The 19,497-nt window shown below is 69.5% G+C and carries 13 protein-coding genes; 7 read left to right on the top strand and 6 right to left on the bottom strand.

Annotated features, from left to right (window positions below; translation table 11 throughout):
* Positions 1 to 10: 10 nt before the first annotated feature.
* Both OGL92_RS03965 and OGL92_RS03960 read right to left on the bottom strand, forming a co-directional pair.
* Positions 11 to 1,978, bottom strand: coding sequence for a methyl-accepting chemotaxis protein (locus OGL92_RS03965; protein WP_263140742.1), 1,968 nt, complete (start codon positions 1,976 to 1,978; stop codon positions 11 to 13).
* A gap of 81 nt (positions 1,979 to 2,059) precedes the next feature.
* Positions 2,060 to 3,691 carry a PleD family two-component system response regulator gene (locus tag OGL92_RS03960; protein WP_263140740.1) on the bottom strand — a complete coding sequence of 544 codons (1,632 nt, stop codon included), beginning with the start codon at positions 3,689 to 3,691 and terminating at the stop codon, positions 2,060 to 2,062.
* Positions 3,692 to 4,035: 344 nt separating this feature from the next.
* Here OGL92_RS03960 and OGL92_RS03955 point away from each other — a divergent pair, with 344 nt between their 5' ends.
* The 4 genes from OGL92_RS03955 (at position 4,036) to speA (ending at position 8,244) form a co-directional block, all read left to right on the top strand.
* On the top strand, positions 4,036 to 5,103 hold the full coding sequence (locus tag OGL92_RS03955; protein WP_263140739.1) for a DUF2333 family protein: 1,068 nt from the start codon (positions 4,036 to 4,038) through the stop codon (positions 5,101 to 5,103).
* Between the two features lie 3 nt (positions 5,104 to 5,106).
* Entirely contained in the window at positions 5,107 to 5,649 is a 543-nt protein-coding gene (locus OGL92_RS03950) for an NUDIX hydrolase (protein ID WP_263140737.1), read from the top strand.
* A gap of 176 nt (positions 5,650 to 5,825) precedes the next feature.
* Positions 5,826 to 6,197, top strand: a complete 372-nt coding sequence (locus OGL92_RS03945) for a translation initiation factor Sui1 (RefSeq protein ID WP_263140733.1) — start codon at positions 5,826 to 5,828, stop codon at positions 6,195 to 6,197.
* A 133-nt stretch (positions 6,198 to 6,330) separates the two neighbouring features.
* Positions 6,331 to 8,244, top strand: coding sequence for an arginine decarboxylase (gene speA, locus OGL92_RS03940; RefSeq protein ID WP_263140731.1), 1,914 nt, complete (start codon positions 6,331 to 6,333; stop codon positions 8,242 to 8,244).
* A gap of 56 nt (positions 8,245 to 8,300) precedes the next feature.
* Here speA and OGL92_RS03935 read toward each other — a convergent pair whose 3' ends face one another.
* Positions 8,301 to 9,728, bottom strand: coding sequence for a PLP-dependent aminotransferase family protein (locus tag OGL92_RS03935; protein WP_263140729.1), 1,428 nt, complete (start codon positions 9,726 to 9,728; stop codon positions 8,301 to 8,303).
* Positions 9,729 to 9,855: 127 nt separating this feature from the next.
* Here OGL92_RS03935 and OGL92_RS03930 point away from each other — a divergent pair, with 127 nt between their 5' ends.
* Positions 9,856 to 10,287 (top strand): carboxymuconolactone decarboxylase family protein, encoded by a 432-nt coding sequence (locus OGL92_RS03930; RefSeq protein WP_263140727.1) that lies wholly within the window; start codon positions 9,856 to 9,858, stop codon positions 10,285 to 10,287.
* 16 nt (positions 10,288 to 10,303) lie between these two features.
* On the opposite strand, the gene OGL92_RS03925 is transcribed toward OGL92_RS03930, so the two are convergent.
* On the bottom strand, positions 10,304 to 10,873 hold the full coding sequence (locus OGL92_RS03925; protein ID WP_263140722.1) for a DUF2799 domain-containing protein: 570 nt from the start codon (positions 10,871 to 10,873) through the stop codon (positions 10,304 to 10,306).
* The gene (locus tag OGL92_RS03920) at positions 10,870 to 11,325 is read right to left on the bottom strand and encodes a DUF2214 family protein (protein ID WP_263140719.1); all 456 of its coding nucleotides are present in this window, start codon (positions 11,323 to 11,325) and stop codon (positions 10,870 to 10,872) included. The genes OGL92_RS03925 and OGL92_RS03920 overlap by 4 nt, the downstream gene beginning before the upstream one ends.
* A gap of 120 nt (positions 11,326 to 11,445) precedes the next feature.
* Between OGL92_RS03920 and OGL92_RS03915 the strand changes: the two genes are divergently transcribed.
* The gene (locus tag OGL92_RS03915) at positions 11,446 to 12,804 is read left to right on the top strand and encodes a CoA transferase (protein WP_263140718.1); all 1,359 of its coding nucleotides are present in this window, start codon (positions 11,446 to 11,448) and stop codon (positions 12,802 to 12,804) included.
* Positions 12,805 to 12,807: 3 nt separating this feature from the next.
* Here OGL92_RS03915 and OGL92_RS03910 read toward each other — a convergent pair whose 3' ends face one another.
* Complete coding sequence (locus tag OGL92_RS03910) at positions 12,808 to 14,145, bottom strand: MATE family efflux transporter (protein ID WP_263140716.1); 1,338 nt, start codon at positions 14,143 to 14,145, stop codon at positions 12,808 to 12,810.
* Between the two features lie 369 nt (positions 14,146 to 14,514).
* Here OGL92_RS03910 and OGL92_RS03905 point away from each other — a divergent pair, with 369 nt between their 5' ends.
* On the top strand, positions 14,515 to 19,440 hold the full coding sequence (locus OGL92_RS03905; RefSeq protein WP_263140715.1) for an alpha-2-macroglobulin: 4,926 nt from the start codon (positions 14,515 to 14,517) through the stop codon (positions 19,438 to 19,440).
* The last annotated feature ends 57 nt before the right edge of the window (positions 19,441 to 19,497 follow it).

Raw genomic sequence — 19,497 nt, 5'->3', positions numbered from 1 at the left:
GGCGCGCAGGCTAGACCCGGAACGCCTCCACCGCGGTGCGCAGTTCGCTTCCCAGGCGCAGCAGGCGCTCGCCTTGTTCCCGGCCTTCGCCGATGTGCGCCAGGTTGTCGCCGCCCAGGCGATGGATGCGCTCGCTATGGCCGCGGATCTCGCCCACCGCGCCGCTCTGCTGGGCGGTGGCGTCGGCGATGCGCTCGGCCATGCTGGCGATGGTGCGGATCGCCGCGACGATCTCCTGCAAGGCGGCGTCCGCCACCGTCGCCTCGCCCGCGGTGGCCTCGGCGTGTTCGACCTGGGTGCGCATCGCCTGCACCGACGCCGTGGCGGCCTGCTGCAGGCGCGCGATCGATTGCTGGATTTCCCCGGTGGCGCCCGTGGTGCGTTGCGCCAGGGAGCGTACCTCCTCGGCGACCACCGCGAAGCCCCGGCCCATTTCCCCGGCCCGCGCGGCTTCGATGGCGGCGTTCAGCGCCAGCAGGTTGGTCTGCTCGGCGATCCCGCGGATCACCGTGAGGACCTTCTCGATGGCCGCGCTTTCGCCGGCGAGGCGTTCGATGGACTGGGCATTGCCCTGCACTTCTTCCACCAGGCTGCGCAGCCCGCCCAGGCTGCGACCTATCACCTCCTGCCCGCGCTCCACCGCGCCGCCCGCGTGGTGGCTGGCGTCGGCGGCCTGGCTGGCGTCGCCGGCGACTTGCAGGATGGTGGTTTCCAGAGCGCCCACCGCATCGCGGATCTGCGCGGTATCGCCGGCCTGGCGTTCGGCGCCGGCGTGCAGCCCACCACTGAGCTCGGCGAGGCTGCGACTGCTGCCGGCGACTTCCTCGGCATGCCCGCGGATGGTGCCGACCAGGTCCACTAGATACTGGCGCAGGCGTTCCAGGGAGGCCTCGATCTCGCGCAGCTCGCGGGTCTTGGTGTGCAGCAGGATCGGCTGGGAAAAGTCCCCCGCGGCCCAATGGGAGAGCGCCGGCACCAGGCGCTCGAGCACGCGGCCGAGGCGCCGTTGCAGGCGATCGATGAGCAGGGCGATGCAGAGAATCAGGCCGATCACCAGGCCTTGGCTGAGGCGGACCTCGCCTTGGATGCGGTTGTGTTCGGCACGCACCTGTGGTTCCAGCCCGGCCAGCGCCTGTTGCAGAGCTAGGACGCGTTCGGTGCTGGCCGTGGCCAAGGCGCCGCGCTGCCCGATCAGCTCGCGGGTGCGGCGAAGCTCGGCCGGGTAGCGTTGCAGCAGGCTGGCGAAATCGCGCTTGAGGGCGATGCCGCGGTCCTCCGCCTGGGGTTTGTCGGTGTCCTCGGTGGCCAGCCCGAGCAGCGCGGCGAAGCCTTCGGCGGCGGAGCCGGCCGTGTCCGCCACGCCCAGCGCGGGTAGCGTCTCCAGGCGTTGCGCCTGCTGCGTCAGCGCCGTCAGTTCGCGCTCGAGATCGGCGGCCAGTTCCTCGCGCCCGCTGTCCACCAGCTTGCCGCGGGCATGGGCGAGACGGGTCAGGTGCTGGGCGGCGGCGAACAGCGGGGTGCGGTAGGCCGCCGCTTCAGGCGTCGCTGCGCTATCCGCGTAGCGGGCCAGTTGGTCGAGGGTCCCGGCGAGTTCCCGCTCGGCCTGGACCAGCAGGCCCTGCGGGTCGCCGGCGAGTTTGCCGGCGGCGAGCAGGTCGCCGTCGACGAAGCTCCGCAGCTCATCGGCACTCGGGCGCAGGCGTTCCGCCAGTTCCGTGGGGAGCTCGTTCAGGGCGTCGCTCAATTCGGCCAGGGCGCGTTGCGCCGCCGTCTGCCGCAGCGCGTCGCCGCTGTTCAGGTAGGCCTGGACGTTGTCGGCCACCTCGTGCTGGAAGCGTTGCGACAGCTCGAGGTAGCGCTCCATGAGCAGGAAAGGGCGTTCCAGCGCGCGCTGCGACCACCACAGGGTGGCGCCGAGGGCGAGGCAGGCGCCGACCAGCAGCAGGGTATTGAGGGTGGTGAGCGATTTGAGACGCATTGGGCCTCGATCTCATGGGGAGAGGATCGGACCGACACGATATTGCGGAAAGATTGCCGAATGATGACGCTGTGAGCTACTTCACAGAATTTCGGGGGTGTCCCGGAACAGGGCGACCCGGTTGCGGCCGCCGTTCTTGGCCAGGTAGAGCGCGTCGTCGGCTTCCTTCGACAGGGTCTTGATGCCCATGTCCTCGCCCAGTTCGGCGATGCCGCAACTGAAGGTGCAACTCAGGTCGCCCGGCTGTGCCGGGTAGCGGATCTCGGCGAAGCGCCGGCGAATCTCGTCGAGCACCTTGAACGCCGCCTGGGCGTCGGTATCCGGCAGCACCACGGCGAATTCCTCACCACCGTAGCGGCCGATGTGGTCGGTCTTGCGCAGGCGTTGCTTGAGGAACAGCGCGAGGCTCTTGATCACCCGGTCGCCCATGGGGTGGCCGTAGGTATCGTTGACCTTCTTGAAGTGATCGATATCGATCATGGCGAACGACAGCGGCTGGCCGAAGCGCCGCGCGCGAAAGCGCGCATCCTCGAGCAGTTGCAGCGTATGGGTGTGGTTGAACAGCCCGGTCAGGCTGTCGCGCACCATTCGCGCCCTCAGGCTGCGGGCCCGCGAGGCGCGGGTGCGCACGGTGGCGATGAGATGGCGCGGCTTGATCGGCTTGGTCAGGAAGTCGTCGCCGCCCTCGCTCATGGCGTCGAGCTGCTTGTCCAGGTCGTCCTCGGCCGACAGGTAGATGATCGGTACGCTGACGTAGCGCTCGTGCTGGCGGATCACCTTGGCCAACTCGGTGCCGATGCAGCCCGGCATGTACATGTCGAGAATGATCAGGTCCGGCTGGAATTCGGCCAGCTCGCCCATCGCCAGGATCGGATCGGTGATCGCCCGGGTGACGATGCCGGCGCTGTTGAGCACCATCTCGGTATGGATCGCCTGGGCCTTCGAGTCGTCCACCACCAGCACCTTGAAGGGCTCGTAGTGGGCGGTGCGGGTGAGCATCTCGACCTTTTCCAGCACGCTCGAGGCGTCGATGGTGCCGGTGAAGAATTCCTGGCCGCCGGCGCGCACCGCGGCCAGCCGGGTCGGGGTATCGGTTTCCTCGTGGCTGAAGAACAGCACCGGGATCTTGTGTTCCAGCCCGTGCTGCGCCTTCTCGGCCAGGTCCAGGCCGACGCCGTTGCCGTCGAAATCCACTTCCATGACGATCACCGCCGGATGACGCTCGGCCATGGCCGCGCGGAACGCGACGGCGTCGTCGCAGCTCTGCGCGCTCAGCCCGAAGAAATCCAATTGCTGCACCAGCCGCTCGGCGCGCTCGCGATCCTGCAAGGCCAGGTATACCGGCTTGCGCAGCGGCGGCAGGGAGGTTTGCTCGAATTGATCGCTGTGGCGCAGGCCGGTGCGCGACAGGCGCTGCATCAATTGATTGAGGTCGGTGATCAACGCGCTGGTGAGCCGCCCGCGATTGGCGCGTACCTGTTGCAGGCAACGCTCGATGTCCTGGGCCAACTGGATATGTTCGGTCTGCGCGAAGCGTTCGGCGTAGCGCAACAGGCGCAGGTTGGCTTCGATCATCTCGGCCATGTCGCCGGGATTCCACTCGACGCGCTGCAAGCGTTGCCAGACCTCCAGGACATGGCGGGCCTGGTGGATAACCCGCTGGGCGAAGTGGTACTTGAGACGATCCCGGCTGGGGTCTTCTTGCTCGGTCATGGCCCGGCTTCTTGGGTGCATTGCGTGCTTATATACTGCGCCAAGTGAGACGACTTGCAACAGAAGTGTCTGCACCTGTCCGCGAGCAACCTGGTGATGGCGCTATGCTAGCACTTTGCTCCGCCATACATCAGTACCACCGATCAAATTCGCCCTGCTCGCGGGGGGCGGACGCCCACCGGGGGATTTTTTCGCGGCGCCGGGCCGCGAGCCCGCACCCTTCCGGTGGCGCCGCTTCGATCGAGCCCGCGCTTTTTGCCCTTGCTTATAGTTCGGCCGCCACGGCAACCCTCGCGCGCGCCTGTGGTCGAACCCCCGAACACGTGATCAATAGGATATTTGCCATGCTGGATTGGAAGAACCGCACCGGCGACGCGCAAGACCGCGCGCCCGACTCCGTCGACGGCACCCGCCATAGCACCCGGGGAACCTGGGTGGTGCGCACCCTCGGCATCCTGATCGGTCTCTACCTGTTGGTCACCCTGGTGATCGGCTGGTATTGGAGCCAGGAGCCCGCCCCCTTTGCCGTGCAGCAGAACACCCAGGCCGCCGCGGAGAGCGCCAAGCGCCAGATGGTCACGGGCTACACCACCGTGGAAACCCTCAAGCGCGTCGCCAGCACCCTGCTGGACAAGGACGGCGGTTACCTGGCGAACGACCTGGCCCCCCCGGGCCTCTGGCTCGACAACATGCCCAGCTGGGAATACGGCGTACTGGTCCAGGTCCGCGACCTGACCCGGGCCCTGCGCAAGGATTTCGCCCGTTCGCAATCGCAATCCACCGAGGACCCGGACCTGACCAAGGCCGAGCCGCGCTTCAACTTCGACAACAAGAGCTGGGCGCTGCCGGCGTCGGAGTCCGAGTACCGCGAAGGCATCAAGTCCCTCGACCGCTACCTGGCGCGCCTGTCCGCGCCGCAACAGTCCAACGCGCAGTTCTATGCCCGTGCCGACAACCTGAACAACTGGTTGGGCGACGTGGCCACCCGCCTCGGCTCGCTGTCCCAGCGGCTGTCGGCCAGCGTCGGCCGGGTGCGCCTGAACACCGACGTGAGCGCCGAGGAGGTCAAGCCCGGGCAGGTGCCGCAGGTTCGCGAGGAAACCGTCGAGACCCCCTGGTTGCAGATCGATAACGTGTTCTACGAGGCCCGTGGCCAGGCTTGGGCGCTGTCCCACCTGCTGCGCGCCATCGAAGTGGATTTCGCCGACGTGCTGGCGAAGAAGAACGCCACCATCAGCGTGCGCCAGATCATCCGCGAACTGGAGGCCGCGCAGGAGCCCATGTGGAGCCCGATGGTGCTCAACGGCAGTGGCTACGGCATCCTCGCCAACCATTCCCTGGTGATGGCGAACTACATCTCGCGGGCCAACGCCGCGATCATCGACCTCCGTCAGTTGCTCGAACAGGGCTGAGCCGTGGAGGGTTGGAGCGCCGCCGAAGCGGCTCACCGCGCGGCATCGGACGCCGAATTGATCGCCTGGGTGGACGAGCAGGACCGCCCCCTGGGCGGCCTGCCGCGCGCCCAGTTGCGCGAACGCGGCCTGATCGGCCGAGGCACCTTCATCCTGTTGTTCAACGGCCGCGGCGAGCTCTGCGTGCAGCGGCGCACCCTGAGCAAGGCGGTCTACCCCGGCTACTGGGACGTGGCCGCCGGCGGCATGGTCCTCGCGGGCGAGTGTTATGCCGAGTCCGCGCACCGCGAGCTGGAGGAAGAGCTCGGTATCGCCGGTGTCCAGTTGCGCGAACACGGGCGTTTCTTCTTTTCCGAGCCGGGCAACCGGCTCTGGTGCTCGGTGTTCTCGGTGCAGACCGATGCCACGCTGTTGCTGCAGGCCGAGGAGATCATGGAGGCGCGCTTTATGAGCATCGAAGCGGTGGCGCCGATGGCGAACCGGGAGCCGTTCTGCCCCGACTCGCTGCAAGCCCTGCAGCTTTACCTGGCCTCCGCTCACGGCTGAGCGGGGCAGGGGCCGGAATGATGAATTTGCGCTTAGCATTCGCCGGCTTTGTCGGTAAACTCCGCCGCCTTTCCAACCCGCGCCGCCTGGCCGGGTGCGCCGCCCCTGCCTGAGTGGGGCTTCGCGGTCGGCAACTGCCGGCCAGTCGCTATCCTGACCCCTACGAGGAACCCCCGGTGGTCAAGAAAGCTTCGTCGTTTTCCGCCCTCGGCGGCCTGGTTTATTCCACCGACAGCGGCCGGCACTGCCCGTCCTGCGGCAAGCCGCTGGACGCCTGTATCTGCAAGCAGACGTCCCTTCCCACCGGCGACGGCATCGCCCGCGTGCGGCGCGAGACCAAGGGGCGGGGGGGCAAGACGGTCACCTCGGTGAGCGGAGTGCCGCTGGCCGAGGCCGAGCTGAAGACCCTTGCCACCGAGCTGAAGCGCCGCTGCGGGACTGGCGGCTCGCTTAAGGACGGGGTCATCGAGATCCAGGGCGATCAGGTCGAACTGCTGCTGGCGGAGCTCGCCCGACGTGGCCTGAAAGCCAAGAAGTCCGGCGGCTGAGCCGCGGCCTCCTAAACTAACCGCGTCGCCACGCGGTCAACACCCAGACGTCACACCAACGATTCAAACTGCTCCGACTCGCCCGATCCGTTCCGGCGGGTCGGAGTCATTCGACAGCCCACAGGGGGAGACGATGTCCGCACGACGTACGCGCAAAGACGATGGCAGCAGCTGGACCGTGGCCGACAGCCGCAGCGTCTACGGCATCCGCCATTGGGGCGCCGGCTATTTCGCCATCAACGAGGCGGGCCGCGTCGAAGTGCGCCCGAACGGCGCCAACAGCGCGCCCATCGATCTGTTCGCCCAGGTCGAGCAACTGCGCGAAGCCGGCCTTTCGCTGCCCTTGCTGGTGCGCTTCCCGGACATCCTGCAGGACCGCGTGCGGCAATTGACCGGCGCCTTCGATGCCAACATCGCGCGCCTGGACTACCGCAGCCAATACACTGCCCTGTATCCGATCAAGGTCAACCAGCAAGAGGCGGTGGTGGAAAACATCATCGCCACGCGCAACGTCTCCATCGGCCTCGAGGCCGGCTCCAAGCCGGAGCTGCTGGCGGTGCTGGCGCTGGCGCCGAAGGGCGGCACCATCGTCTGCAACGGCTACAAGGACCGGGAATTCATCCGCCTGGCGCTGATGGGGCAGAAGCTCGGGCATAACGTCTTCATCGTCATCGAGAAAGAGTCCGAAGTCCAACTGGTGATCGACGAGGCCGCCAGCGTCGGCGTCGCGCCCCAGGTCGGCCTGCGCGTGCGGCTGTCGTCGCTGGCCTCGTCGAAGTGGGCGGATACCGGCGGCGAGAAATCCAAGTTCGGCCTGTCCGCCGCGCAATTGCTGGCGGTGGTCGAACGCTTCCGCGGCGCCGGCCTCGACCAGGGGATTCGCTTGCTGCACTTCCACATGGGCTCGCAGATCGCCAACCTGGCCGATTACCAGCACGGGTTCCGCGAGGCCATCCGCTATTACGCCGAGTTGCGCAGCCTGGGCCTGCCGGTGGACCACATCGACGTCGGCGGCGGCCTCGGCGTGGACTACGACGGTACCCATTCGCGCAACGCCAGCTCGATCAACTACGACATGGACGACTACGCGGCGGTGGTGGTCGGCATGCTCAAGGAGTTCTGCGACGCCCAGGACCTGCCGCACCCGCACATCTTTTCCGAGAGCGGCCGGGCGATGACCGCGCACCACGCGGTGCTGGTCATGCAGGTCACCGACGTGGAGCGGCACAACGACGAGGTGCCGCAGATCGACGACCCGCAGGCACTGCCGCAGATCGTGCGCTGGCTGGTGGAGATGCTCGGCCCGACCGACGCCGAGATGGTCACCGAGACCTATTGGCGCGCCACCCATTACATGAGCGACGCCGCGACCCAGTACGCCGAGGGCAAGCTGAGCCTGGCCGACAAGGCGCTCGCCGAGCAGAGCTACTTCGCCATCTGCCGGCGCCTGCACAACCAGTTGAAGGCGCGCCAGCGCTCGCACCGGCAGGTGCTCGACGAGCTCAACGACAAGCTGGCGGACAAGTACATCTGCAACTTCTCGGTGTTCCAAAGCCTGCCGGACACCTGGGCCATCGATCAGGTGCTGCCGATCCTGCCGCTGCACCGCCTCGGCGAGGAGCCCCTGCGCCGCGCGGTGCTGCAGGACCTGACCTGCGATTCCGACGGCAAGATCAAGCAGTACGTGGACGAGCAGAGCATCGAGACCAGCCTGCCGGTGCACGAGGTGCGCGAGGGCGAGGACTACCTGCTCGGGGTGTTCCTGGTGGGCGCCTACCAGGAAATCCTCGGCGACATGCACAACCTGTTCGGCGACACCGATTCGGTAAACGTCTATCAGCACGAGGATGGCAGCGTCTACCACGCGGGCATCGAGACCCACGACACCATCGAGGACATGCTGCGCTACGTGCACTTGTCGCCGGAGGAATTGATGACCATGTACCGCGACAAGGTCGCCAGCGCCCGCCTCAGCGCCCGTGAGCGCACCCAGTACGTGGACGCCCTGCGCCTGGGCCTGACCCGCTCGTCCTACCTGTCTTCCTGAGTCGTCCGCGTCCCCCCGAGGCCCGCTCCCGAGCGGGCCTTTTCATGTCTGGCCGTTCAGGTCCAGCCGAGCGCCGCGCCCAGGCGTTGCGCCAGTCCGTCCGCCTGCCCGGAGTCGGTGACCTGGGTGAAGCCCAGCAGCAGCCCCGGCGTGCCGCGGGCTTCGCGCGTCCAGCGCGACAGGGCATGCACGGCCAGCCCCTGGGCGTTTGCGCGGTCGGCCAGGGCGCCATCCTCGGTGCCCGCCGGCAGGTACCCCAGCAGGTGCATGCCGCCCGCCTGCAGCTCCAGGCGCAGGCGATCGCCGAAGCGCGTGGTCAAGGCCTCCGCCAGGTAACCGCGGCGTTGTGCGTAGAGGCTGCGCATCCTTTTCAGGTGGCGGGCGAAATGGCCCTCGACGAGGAAGTCGCAGGCCGTCGCCTGCAGCAGGTCCGGGCAGGCGTGATGGAACAGCGCGGCCTGGCGTGCGAAACGCTCGACCTGGCCGGCCGGGACCACCAGGTAGGCCAGGCGCAGGCCGGGGTAGAGCACCTTGCTGAAGGTCCCGGCATAGAGCACCCGGTCGTGACGGTCGAGGCTCTTCAACGCCGGCAACGGACGGCCGAGGTAGCGGTATTCGCTGTCGTAGTCGTCCTCGACGATCCAGGCGTCGCGGGACGCCGCCCATTCCAGCAGGGCGAGCCGGCGCGGCAGCGACAGGGAGACGCCGAGCGGGCTCTGGTGCGCCGGCGTCACCACGGCGAAGCGGGCATGCTCGGCTCGCGCCCGGCCGGCCTCGACGCACAGGCCGTCGGCGTCCACCGGTACCGGGACCAGGCGCATGCCGGCGGCTTCCAGCAGGTCGCGGGCGTGGATGTAGCCGGGGTCCTCGAACCAGCAGGCGTCGCCGGGTTGCAGCAGGCTGCGGCAGATCAGGTCCAGCGCGCCCCGGTAGCCGGCGGTGATGAACACCTGGGCGGGCTCGCAGAGGATGCCGCGGGAGATTCCCAGGTAGGTGGCGACGGCCGCGCGCAACGGCGCGAAGCCACAGGGGGCGGGGTAGTCGAGCCCGCCGTTGCCCAGGCTGCGCAGGTGCCGGGCGGCCAGACGCGTCCAGAGCTTGCGCGGGAAAGCGTCCAGCGCCGGCAGGCCCAGTTGGAACGGCGCCACCGCGCCATCCATGGGGTTCGCCAAGGGCGCGGAGCGGGCTGGCGGCGTCGGGCCGGCCTCCACCGGAACCAACAGACCGGGCGCCACCCGGGTGCCGGCCGGTCCGCGGGCGAGAAGGTAGCCTTCGCCGGCGAGCAGTTGGTAGGCCGCCTCCACCGTGCCCCGCGCCAGGTTCAATTCGCTGGCCAGCGCGCGCACCGACGGCACCCGGTCGCCCGGACGCAGGCGCCCCTGGGCGATGGCCTCGCGAAAACGCTGGTAGAGCTGCTGGTAGAGGGGTGTCGCCCGCTCGCGCTGGAGTTGGCCGAGCGCGTCGTCGCTGAAGGTGCGTGCCATGTCCCAGGAGTTTCTTTCGATCTTGGTCCTGTCGACTATGCCATGGCCGGCCTAGAGTGACGGCAGTTTTTGCGGCGCGCCAGCGGGTCCTGGGCCGCCGCCTTCCCTTACCACCGAGGAGTCACCCATGAGCAGCCTGCGTTTGCCCTATCAGGAATTGTCCCCCGAGGCCTACCGAAGCCTGGTGGGGGTGAAGAAGGCCCTGGAGCAGAGTCGTCTCGGCAAGCCGCTGATCGAGCTGGTCTACCTGCGGATTTCCCAGATCAACGGCTGCGCGTTCTGCCTGGAGATGCATGCCAAGGCGCTGCGCGCCTCCGGCGAGGCCACGGAGCGCCTGGACGCGCTGGCCGGCTGGCGGGTCAGCGGGCGTTTCAGCGAACGCGAGCGCGCCGCCCTGGCCTGGGCCGAGTCCCTCACCCACATCGCCCAGAGCAACGCCCCGGACGCCGACTACCGGCCGTTGGAGGCGCTGTTCGAGCCGGCGGAAATCGCCGACCTGAGCGTCGCCATCGCGCTGATGAACGCCTTCAACCGGCTGGCGGTCGGCCTGCGCCAGTGAGCGCGGGCACGCGGCTTCAAGGCGCGAGCATCTGCATGTCCAGCATCTGGTTGCGCAGGGCGTCGCGCAGGTGGCGCTGGTACCTCAGCTGACGTCGCCAGTGGTCGCGCCGGTCGTCGTCCTTGGCCTCGTGCAGGCGTCGTTCCAGGCGGTCGATCTCCGCCTCGTTGTCGCGCAACGCCTGTTGGGTGCGATAGATCAGCAACCCGGCGCGCTGGTAGTGGAAGAACTCGCGCTCGCCGGGTTGGCCGACGCAGACGTAGCCGGCGCGATCGTCGCCGTACAGGCCGCGGTACCAGCCGCGCTCGGCGGTGCAGAAAGCCGGAATCCCGGCCTTCCAGCCGTCCAGGTAGGCGCTGGCGTCAGGCCGTACGCCGACTTCGCCGCAATCCCGGCGATAGGCGTCCAGGCGGGTGCGGGGCCAGCCGTCGTTGCCGTCGCGCAGCCCGACCCGGCGCCAGTCGGCCGCGCGGCACTGTTCCGGCGACATGCTGGCGCAACCGTCGAGCAACGCCGCGAGCAGGACGAGCGGGATCAGTGCGCCACGAACCCGAGGGGCGGGGCGGCTCAGGCTGGAAAGCCTCACGGGGCGATACCGAGGCCGCGGGCCATCAGGGTCGCCAGCAGGGGCATGAGCATCAGCAGCAGCAACTCCAGGCGGATCGCCGCGATCACCCGGCGGCCGCGTCGCGCACTCACCTCGGGCAACCTGCCGGCACGCAATTCGCGCCGCCAGCCGAGGAAGGTGAGGGTCGGCAGCAGGGAGACCAGCAGCACCAGCAGGAACAGCCCGGCCTTGGCGTGGAACAGCAGGTTGTGCAGGTAGTACGTGGAGCCCTTGGCGAACCACAGCAGCCGCGCCACCCCGCTGGCCAGGACCAACGCCGCGCTGGCCCCGTAGGCGATGTCCACCCGCGCCAGGTCGCGCGCGCGGTCGAGGTCGAGCGGCAGGCGGAACAGTCGGTGCTCCAGGGTCAGCAGGGCGAACAGGATGAAGATCGACAGGTAGTGCAGGTAGGCGGCGAGCGCTTGGGCCATGGTGGGTTCCTTCGGGCGTGTCCGGCGGCGCGAAAACCGGCCTGTCGGCTACGAGCGCTCAGACAGGTCGACTTTCACCGAGGTCTCGCGTGCAATGGGCGTTCACTCGGAGGCGTCATGATGTCAGAACTTCTCTCCACTATCGAAGCTTCGCTGGACCTGCCGCCCCTGCCCGATGGCGCGCTGCGGATCGATGGCGAGGGTGCCTTGCCCTCGGCGTTCGCGGTGACCGAACTGGCCACGGCCAGCCTCGCCGCAGCGGGGTCTGCGGTGTCGTCCTTGTTGCGCGGGCGTACCGGCGAGCCGGCCGAGGTCAGGGTCGACCGGCGCCTGGCCTCGTTCTGGTTCGCCGGTTCGATCCGCCCCCGCGGCTGGAGCGTGCCGCCGGCCTGGGACCCGCTGGCCGGCGACTACGCCACCCGTGACGGCTGGATTCGCCTGCACACCAACGCCCCCCACCATCGCGCCAGCGCCGAACGGGTGCTCGGCCGTTGCGCCGATGCCGAGGCCCTGGCTGCGCGAGTGGCGGGCTGGACCAAGGGCGACCTGGAACGCGCCATCGTCGAGGCCGGTGGCTGCGCCGCGGAGATGCGCAGTTGGCAGGCCTGGAAAACATATCCCCAGGGCCGCGCGGTGAACGCCGAGCCGTTGGTGTGGCGCGAGAGCGGCGAGCCGGCCGCCGGCAAGGCCTGGACCGGCAGTCGCGAACGGCCCCTGGCGGGCATCCGCGTGCTGGACCTGACCCGCGTGCTCGCCGGTCCGGTGGCCAGCCGCTTCCTGGCCGGCCTCGGCGCCGAGGTGCTGCGGATCGACCCGCCGGGCTGGGACGAGGCCGCGCTGGTCCCCGAGGTCACCCTGGGCAAGCGCTGCGCGCGCCTCGACCTGCACGATCGCCACGACCGCGCGACGTTCGAGAGGCTGCTGGCCGACGCCGACGTGATGCTGCATGGCTACCGCGCCGATGCCCTGGAGCGACTCGGCTACGGCGCGGCGCAACGCCGCGCCCTGGCGCCGACATTGGTGGACGTGAGCCTGAACGCCTATGGCTGGAGCGGTCCCTGGCGCAATCGCCGCGGCTTCGACAGCCTGGTGCAGATGAGTTGCGGGGTGGCCGAGGCCGGCATGCGCTGGCGCCAGGCCGAGCGCCCGCTGCCGCTGCCGGTACAGGCGCTCGACCACGCCACCGGTTATCTGATGGCGGCTGCGGCCATTCGCGCGCTGAGCGAGGCGTTCGAGCGGGGTTGCGGCGGGTCCGCGCGCTTGTCCCTGGCGCGTACCGCGCGGCTGCTGGTGGAACGGGGCGCGGGCGAGAGCCTGCCGCTGCGCGCGGAGGACGCCGACGACCGCGAGCCGGCCCTCGAGGCCAGCGACTGGGGACCGGCGCAACGGCTGCGCGCGCCGCTGCATATCGCCGGGCTGCCGCTGCGCTGGTCGCTGCCGGCGCGTCGGCTGGGTTCGGCCGCGCCGGCCTGGAGCTGAGGTCTAGGCGGCCAGCCAGCCATCGCGCCGTGCCAGGCGCCAGGCGAAGCCACCCAGGCAGAGGCCGCGGATCGCCATGAACGCGAGGAACGCCAGCCACAGGCCGTGGTTGCCGAGCCCCTGCAACAGCCAGCCCAGCGGCAACCCCAGGGCCAGGGCGATGAGCATGGCGTCGCGCATTTCCCGGGCGCGGGTGGCGCCGATGAACAAGCCGTCCAGCAGGTAGCTCCAGACCGCCACCAGCGGCAGCACGGCGAGGTAAGGCAGGTAGCTCCGCGCCACCTGGCGGACCTCGCCGATATCGGTTTGCAGGTCGACCAGCAGGCCGCCGCCGAGCGAAAAAGCCAGGGCGAAGGCGGCGCTGGCGAGCAGCGCCCAACCGCCGGCCACCACCAGGGTGCGGTACAGCGCCGGACGGTCGCGAGCGCCGATGGCGTGGCCGCACAGGGCCTCCACGGCATGGGCCAGGCCATCCAGGGCGTAGGCGGTGAGCAGCAGGCCGTTGAGCAGCAGGGCATTGGCCGCCACCGTAGTGTCCCCCAGGCGCGCGCCCTGCACCGTCACCAGGAAGAACACCGCCTGCAACGCCAGGGAGCGGATGAAGATGTCGCGGTTCACCGCCAGCAATGGCCGCCAGGCCATCCAGCGACGCAACGCCGACCAGTCCGGGCGCCCGGGAAAGCGTCGCAGCGCGCCACGGGTCAGGAGCAAGCCGAGGACCGCGCCGCTCCACTCCGCCAGGACCGCCGCCCGCGCCGCGCCGACCACGCCCCAGTCCAGCCCGAGCACGAACCACAACGACAGCGCGGCATTGCTCAGGTTGGTCAGCAGCAGGATCGCCAGGGGCGCGCGGGCGTTCTGCGTGCCGAGGAACCAGCCGACCAGGGCATAGTTGGCCAGCGCCGCCGGCAGGCCGAACCGCCGCGTGTGGAGGAACTCGCGGGCCAGTCCGTCGAGCTCCGCCGAGGGGTTCATCAGGCCCAGGGCCGCCCCGCCGAAGGGAATCGCCAGGACCCCGAGCAGCAGCGCCAGGCCCAGGCCGAGCGCCAGGCCTTGCAGCAGGATCTGCCGCAGCGCGCCGCCATCGCGACGCCCGGCCGCTTGCGCGGCGAAACCGGTGGTGCCCATGCGCAGGAACGTCAGCACGCCGACGATCAACATGTACAGGCTGCTGCCCACCGCCACGGCGCCGAGTTGGTGGGCATGGGGCAAGTGGCCGACCACCGCGCTGTCCACCAACGCCACCAGGGGCACGGACAGATTGGACAGAATCATCGGCGCCGCCAGCGCCCGGACCCGTCTATGGGTAGGGGCGTGGCGCCAGGCGTGTAGCACATTCATGCGAGGCTCCTGTGGGCCGCGCAGTATACGGGCCCGGCAGCCCGCGACGCAGGTCGCGGCCGTTCTGGTTATTGCGAGATGTGCTCGATAAAGCCCGCGCCCGTCCCCGCCTTACGGCCGCGCGCATGTCGAGCATGACCAACTAAGAACTCGAGAAAGCCTCCAAGGCGCACACCGCTCCCGCGCGGCGCCTTTAATCGCGCCGGGTGCCCCCGGCGGACTTCTCGCCGCTACCGTTCCATGCTCGAATAGCCGCCGCGCCGATCCTTTGCCTCGGGCTGTGGGCTGCTTCACCCGCTTCGCGTCCCCCGGCCTTTATCATGGCGACCCCGGTACCACCGCCACCCGCCTGTCCCCCTGGAGACTGCGATGCAGAAAAAAGGCCTGTTCCTGGCCCTCGTCCTGGCGCTGCTCGGCGCCTGCGATTCGTCCACTCCGCCGGCCCAGACCCGGCAGACGCCCACCTCCACCGAGCAGGCCGCCGGGCAACCCGCGGCCGATCGGGGTGCGGCGCGTCCGGCGCTGGACGTGGCGGCGCTGGCCAAGCGCTTCGCCGGTCGCGAACTGAAGGTGGTCGACGTGTCCGAGGTGCAGGTCGAGGGCGCCAGCGCCCTGTCGCTGACCTTCTCGGTGCCGCTGCAGGCGGACCAGGATTTCTCCGCCAAGCTGCACCTGGTCGACGCCGAGAGCGGTAAGGTCGATGGCGCCTGGGAACTCTCCGACAACCAGCAGGAGCTGCGCCTGCGCCACCTGGAGCCGCAGCGCAAGCTGGTGCTGACCGTCGACGCCGGGTTGCGCGCGGTCAACGACCAGACGCTCGCCCAGGCCTTCGACGCGCGCCTGGAGACCCGCGACCTGAAGGCCACCGTCGGCTTCGCCAGCCGCGGCTCGCTGCTGCCGACCCGGCTCGCCGAGGGCCTGCCGGTGATCGCGCTGAACGTGGACAAGGTGGAGGTGGAATTCTTCCGCATCAACGAAGCCTCGCTGCCGGCCTTCCTCGGCCGCTGGGGCGCGCGCGGCAGCCTCGACTACTGGGAGTCCAAGGAAATGCTGCCGATGGCCGAGCTGGTATATGGCGGCCGCTTCGACCTGAAGCCGGCGCGGAACACCCGCGAGACCCTGCTGCTGCCCATCGCCGGCATCGAGCCGCTGAAGAAGCCCGGCGTCTACGTCGCGGTGATGCGGCCTTCCGGCAGCTACGACTACTCCTTGCCGGCGACCCTGTTCACCCTCAGCGACATCGGCCTGTCGGCCCACACCTACCAGAACCGCTTGGACGTCTTCACCCAGGCGCTGGAGGGCGGCAAGGCCCAGGGCGACGTCGAGCTGACGCTGCTGGACAAGGACGGCCACGTGCTGGAAAGCGCCAAGACCGACGCCGAGGGTCACGCGCAAATGGCCCTGCCGGCCAAGGCCGATGTGTTGCTGGCGCGCAAGGACGAGCAGACCAGCCTGTTGCGGCTGGCCGCCCCGGCCCTGGACCTCGCCGAGTTCGACATCGCCGGCCCGGCCAGCCACGCGCTGCAGTTCTTCGTGTTCGGCCCCCGCGACCTCTACCGCCCCGGCGAGACGGTGCTGCTCAACGCCTTGCTGCGCGACGCCGACGGCAAGCCGGTGGCCAGCCAGCCGGTGAGCGTCGAGCTGCACCGCCCGGACGATCAGGTCAGCCGCCGCTTCGTCTGGTCCGCCGACAAGGACGGCTTCTACCAATACCAACTGCCGTTGTCCGGCGAAGCGCCCACCGGCCGCTGGCAACTGCTGTTCGACCTGGGCGACGGCAATCGGCAGATGTACGAATTCCTCGTCGAGGACTTCCTCCCCGAGCGCCTGGCCCTGGAGCTGAAGGGCAGCGATGCGCCCCTGCGGCCCGGCGAGAATGCCAACTTCCAGGTGGAAGGCCGTTACCTGTACGGCGCGCCGGCCTCCGGCAACCGCCTGAGCGGCCAGGTCTACGTGCGCCCGCTGCGCGACGCGGTCGAGGCGCTGCCCGGCTACCAATTCGGCTCGGTGAGCGAGGAAGAACTCAGCCAGGACCTGGAACTGGACGAAAGCACCCTGGACGGTGAGGGCAAGGGCAGCATCGACCTGGAAAGCCGCTGGGCCGACGTCAAGTCGCCGCTCAAGCTGATCCTCCAGGCCAGCCTGCAGGAGTCCGGCGGCCGGCCGATCACCCGCCGGCTGGTGCAGCCGGTATGGCCGGCCGAGCGCCTGCCCGGCCTGCGCGCGCTGTTCGACGGCGAGGAAGTCGACGCCGACAGCCAGGCCTCCTTCGAATTGTTGGTGGCGGACGCGGCCGGCAACAAGCTCGCCGCCGACAACCTTAAGGTGCGGCTGGTCCGCGAGCGCCGCGACTACTATTGGAATTTCTCCGACAGCGACGGCTGGAGCTACCACTACAACGAGAAGTACCTGACCCTGAGCGAGGAAAGCCTGAGCATCGCCGCCGGCGACACCGCCAAGGTCAGCTTTCCGGTGGAGTGGGGCCCCTACCGGGTGGAAGTGGAAGACCCGGACAGCGGGGTGATCAGCAGCCTGCGCTTCTGGGCCGGTTACCGCTGGCAGGACAACGCCGAAGGCGGCGCCGTGCGTCCGGACCAGATCAAGCTGGCCCTGGACAAGCCGGCCTATGCCGAGGGCGAGACCGCCCAGGTCACCCTGACCCCGCCGGCCGCCGGCAGCGGCTATCTGCTGGTGGAGTCTGCCGAGGGGCCGCTGTGGTGGCAGGCGGTGGACGTGCCGGCCGAAGGCAAGCGCTTCGAGATCCCCATCGCCAAGGAGTGGGCGCGCCATGACCTCTACGTCAGCGCCCTGGTGATCCGCCCCGGCGAGCGCAAGGCCAACGTCACGCCCAAGCGCGCGGTCGGCCTGTTGCACCTGCCCCTGGAGCGCGCGCCGCGCAAGCTGGCGTTGAACCTGGATGCGCCGGCCAAGATGCGTCCCAACCAGCCGCTCAAGGTGAAGATCCAGGCGAAGAACGCCGACGGCAGCCCGGCGCACAACGCCCGGGTCCTGGTGGCGGCGGTGGACGTGGGTATCCTCAACATCACCCGTTATCCGACGCCGGACCCCTATGCCAGCCTGTTCGGCCGCAAGGCCTACGGCATCGATCAGCGCGACGTCTACGGGCAACTGATCGAGGCCGGTCAGGGCCGCCTCGCCAGCCTGGCCTTCGGCGGCGACGCCGCCCTGGCCGGCGGCGGCAAGCGTCCGCAGACCAGCCTCACGCTGGTTGCCCGCCAGGCCGAACCGGTGACCCTGGACGAACGGGGCGAAGGCGAAGTCAGCCTGGACATTCCCGACTTCAACGGCGAACTGCGGCTCATGGCGCAGGCCTGGACCGACGAGCGCTACGGCATGGCGGAGGCCAAGACGGTCGTCGCCGCGCCGCTGGTCGCCGAACTGGCGGCGCCGCGTTTCCTCGCCGGCGGCGACCAGACCCGCCTGGCCCTGGACCTGACCAACCTCTCGGGCGCACCGCAGACCCTGCAGGTGCAGCTCGCCAGCGAGGGGCAGTTGAGCCTGGATCAGGACGCCAGCCAGACGCTGAAGCTCGCCGAAGGCCAGCGCAGCACCTTGCAGATACCGGTGCATGCCCTCGGCGGCTACGGCCAGGGCACCTTGCGGGTGACGGTGCAGGGCCTCGACCTGCCGGGCGAAAGCCTGCCGCCGTTCAGCCGCAGTTGGACCCTCGGCGTGCGCCCGGCGTACCCGGCCCAGGTGCAGCAATTCCGCGCGGTGCTCAAGGGCGAGGGCTGGACCCTGCCGGCCGGCACCCTGGGGCAGTTCGAGCCGGCCGGGCTGGAGGGCATGCTGGCCCTGTCCAGCCGTCCGCCGCTCAACCTCGGCGAGCAGATCCGTGCCCTCAAGGCCTACCCGTACGGCTGCCTGGAACAGACCACCAGCGGTTTGTTCCCCTCGCTCTACGCCGACGCCGCCAGCCTCGAACGCCTCGGCCTGCAAGGCGAGCCCGAGGCGCAGCGGCGCGGCTCGATCGAGCTGGGCATCGAGCGCCTGCTGGGCATGCAGCGCTACAACGGCAGCTTCGGCCTCTGGAGCGCCGACAGCGAAGAGGAATACTGGCTGACCGCCTACGTCACCGACTTCCTCCAGCGCGCCCAGGAACAGGGTTTCGCGGTACCGCCGGAGGCGCTGAAGAAGGCCAGTGAGCGGTTGCTGCGTTACGTACAGGACAGCTCCCTGCTGGAGGTGAATTACAGCTACAACACCGAGCACACCCGCTTCGCCATCCAGGCCTATTCCGGCTATGTGCTGGCGCGCAGCCGCCAGGCGCCCCTGGGCAACCTGCGCGCACTGTTCGACAAGCGCAGCGACGCCCGCTCGGGGCTGCCGCTGGTGCACCTGGCGGTGGCGTTGAAGCTGATGGGCGACGCTCCCCGCGCGGAACAGGCGTTGCAGGCCGGGCTGATGGTCAAGCGTGCCAGCGACGACTGGATGAGCGACTACGGCAGCCGCCTGCGCGACCAGGCGCTGATCCTCGCGTTGCTGGAGGAAAACGACCTGGCGGCGGATCGCCGCGAGGAGCGGCTGTTCGACCTGGCCGACGACCTGGCCGGGCGGCCCTGGCTGTCCACCCAGGAGCGCAACTCGCTGTTCCTCGCCGGTCGCGGCCTGCTCGGCAAGCCGGAGAAAGCCTGGACCGCCACGCTGAGCGCCGGCGGCCAGCAGCGCGAACTGAGCGACAAGCAGCCCGGCCTCACGCTGCAAGGCCCGTTGCTCGCCGAACCGCTGGGGTTGAGCAACCCCGGTAGCGAGCCGCTGTACCAGCAACTGACCCTCTCCGGCTATCCGCTGAAAGCCCCCGCGGTCAGCGGCGAGAACATGAGCATCGAGCGCAGCTACCTGGGCACGGACGGGCGTCCACTGGACCTCGAGGCCCTGGAGAGCGGCGAGCTGGTGCTGGTGCATCTGGCGGTGAAGGCCAAGGAACGGGTGCCCGATGCGCTGGTGGTCGACATGTTGCCGGCCGGCCTGGAACTGGAGAACCAGAACCTGGCGCAGAGCTCGGCGAGCCTGCAGGACGCGGGCGGCGAGGTGAAGAACTGGCTGCAATCGATGCAGGACAACACCTTGGTCAAGCACCAGGAGTTCCGCGACGACCGCTACGTCGCCGCCCTCGACTTGGACGGCTACAGCACCCAGCACCTGCTCTACCTGGCGCGGGCGGTGACCCCCGGCAGCTACCGGGTTCCGCCGCCGCAGGTGGAGTCCATGTACCGGCCGAACTGGCGGGCGGTGGGCGCCAGCCAGGCGCAACTGGTGGTGAAGGGGCGGTGAGCCGCCGACCGACCGGCGCCGTGGGCACGGGCCCGGGTCCGTCGCTCCACGGCGCGC

Source organism: Pseudomonas sp. RIT-PI-AD (assembly GCF_025642785.1).
GTDB lineage: Bacteria > Pseudomonadota > Gammaproteobacteria > Pseudomonadales > Pseudomonadaceae > Pseudomonas_T.
Note: the sequence above shows the minus strand (reverse complement) of the source record. Positions and strands in the feature narration are given on the sequence as shown.

Bases quoted from the DNA above. Each gene is read 5' to 3' on its own strand.
- OGL92_RS03965 (WP_263140742.1), bottom strand. From the start codon at position 1,978: ATGCGTCTCAAATCGCTCACCACCCTCAATACCCTGCTGCTGGTCGGC.
- OGL92_RS03960 (WP_263140740.1), bottom strand. From the start codon at position 3,691: ATGACCGAGCAAGAAGACCCCAGCCGGGATCGTCTCAAGTACCACTTC.
- OGL92_RS03955 (WP_263140739.1), top strand. From the start codon at position 4,036: ATGCTGGATTGGAAGAACCGCACCGGCGACGCGCAAGACCGCGCGCCC.
- speA (WP_263140731.1), top strand. From the start codon at position 6,331: ATGTCCGCACGACGTACGCGCAAAGACGATGGCAGCAGCTGGACCGTG.
- OGL92_RS03935 (WP_263140729.1), bottom strand. From the start codon at position 9,728: ATGGCACGCACCTTCAGCGACGACGCGCTCGGCCAACTCCAGCGCGAG.
- OGL92_RS03930 (WP_263140727.1), top strand. From the start codon at position 9,856: ATGAGCAGCCTGCGTTTGCCCTATCAGGAATTGTCCCCCGAGGCCTAC.
- OGL92_RS03920 (WP_263140719.1), bottom strand. From the start codon at position 11,325: ATGGCCCAAGCGCTCGCCGCCTACCTGCACTACCTGTCGATCTTCATC.
- OGL92_RS03915 (WP_263140718.1), top strand. From the start codon at position 11,446: ATGTCAGAACTTCTCTCCACTATCGAAGCTTCGCTGGACCTGCCGCCC.
- OGL92_RS03910 (WP_263140716.1), bottom strand. From the start codon at position 14,145: ATGAATGTGCTACACGCCTGGCGCCACGCCCCTACCCATAGACGGGTC.
- OGL92_RS03905 (WP_263140715.1), top strand. From the start codon at position 14,515: ATGCAGAAAAAAGGCCTGTTCCTGGCCCTCGTCCTGGCGCTGCTCGGC.